The sequence below is a fragment of the Dietzia sp. Cai40 genome (genome assembly GCF_014145165.1).
Taxonomy (GTDB): domain Bacteria; phylum Actinomycetota; class Actinomycetes; order Mycobacteriales; family Mycobacteriaceae; genus Dietzia; species Dietzia natronolimnaea.
In genome coordinates this window covers 1-1,024 of record NZ_JAALEB010000292.1, presented here as the reverse complement: position 1 = coordinate 1,024, position 1,024 = coordinate 1, and the positions used below count along the sequence as shown (strand labels likewise).

The 1,024-nt window shown below is 73.2% G+C and carries 1 protein-coding gene; it reads right to left on the bottom strand.

Annotated features, from left to right (window positions below; translation table 11 throughout):
* The coding region (locus tag G6022_RS11410; RefSeq protein WP_347238173.1) for a pyruvate kinase at positions 1 to 951 on the bottom strand (951 nt) is incomplete at its 3' end.
* Positions 952 to 1,024: the final 73 nt, after the last annotated feature.

The window sequence follows — 1,024 nt, the reverse complement described above, 5'->3', positions numbered from 1 at the left end:
GATCGCCTCCGCCACGTAGGGCCCCTTGTTGAGCATCACGCACTCGGACCGCTGCGCCGAGCCCGCGTCGGAGATCTCCGCGCGGGACGGCATCCCGGTCTTCGCGAGCGACTCCAGCACCTGCGTCGCCAGCACGACCGGAACGCGGGCCGCCTGGCACATCAGCGTGATGTTGCGCGGGATCTCCGAGAGCGACTCGAATCCCATCTCGACGGCGAGGTCACCGCGCGCGATCATCACCCCGATCCGGTCGTGGCGCATGGCCTCCAGCACCAGGTCCGGCAGCGCGCGGTAGGCCTGCCTGGTCTCCACCTTGAGCAGCAACCCCAGCTCCCGCCCCGATTCCGCGCGCTCCGCCCGGAGCGCCTCCACCGCGTCGGTGACGTCCCCCCTCGTCCGCACGAAGGACAGCGCCACGATGTCCGCGTGCCGGGACGCGAAGCGTAGGCACTGCCGGTCCTCGTCGGTCAGTGCGGGGGTGTCCACCTCCAGCCCGGGGACGTTGATGCCCTTCTCCGACCCCAGCCATCGGCCGCCCTCGCGGCAGCGCACCACCTCCAGCCGGGCCCAGGGCCCACCCTCCTGACCCGGCATCGAGGTCGCGACGACCTCCGCGGAGATGACTCCGTCGTCGAACAGGACGCGGTCCCCCACCGACAGGGCCTCCACGACCGCGGGGAGCGCGCACCCCAGTCGGATCTCCTCGCCGGACCGCGGCGGCTCCACCGGTTCCATGTCCACGGTGAGCAGGATCGGGTCCCCTCGGTGGACGCGGATCCGGCGCGGCACAGCGGAGATGCCGCGGACCCGGGTGTGCTCGAAGTCGCAGTCGATCAGCGTCCCGTCGCGCACCCACGCGTTGCGGTCGCCCTCCGCCAGCACGCCGTCGGCCCCCGCGGACACCACGGTGAACCGCCGCCTGAGCCGTCGTGCGTCGGGGACCTCGATCACGTCCCCCGGGGCCCGCGCCGCGAGCCACCGAGGGTCCACCCGGACGCACAGCGGGGGGTGGCCACGCGTCGGG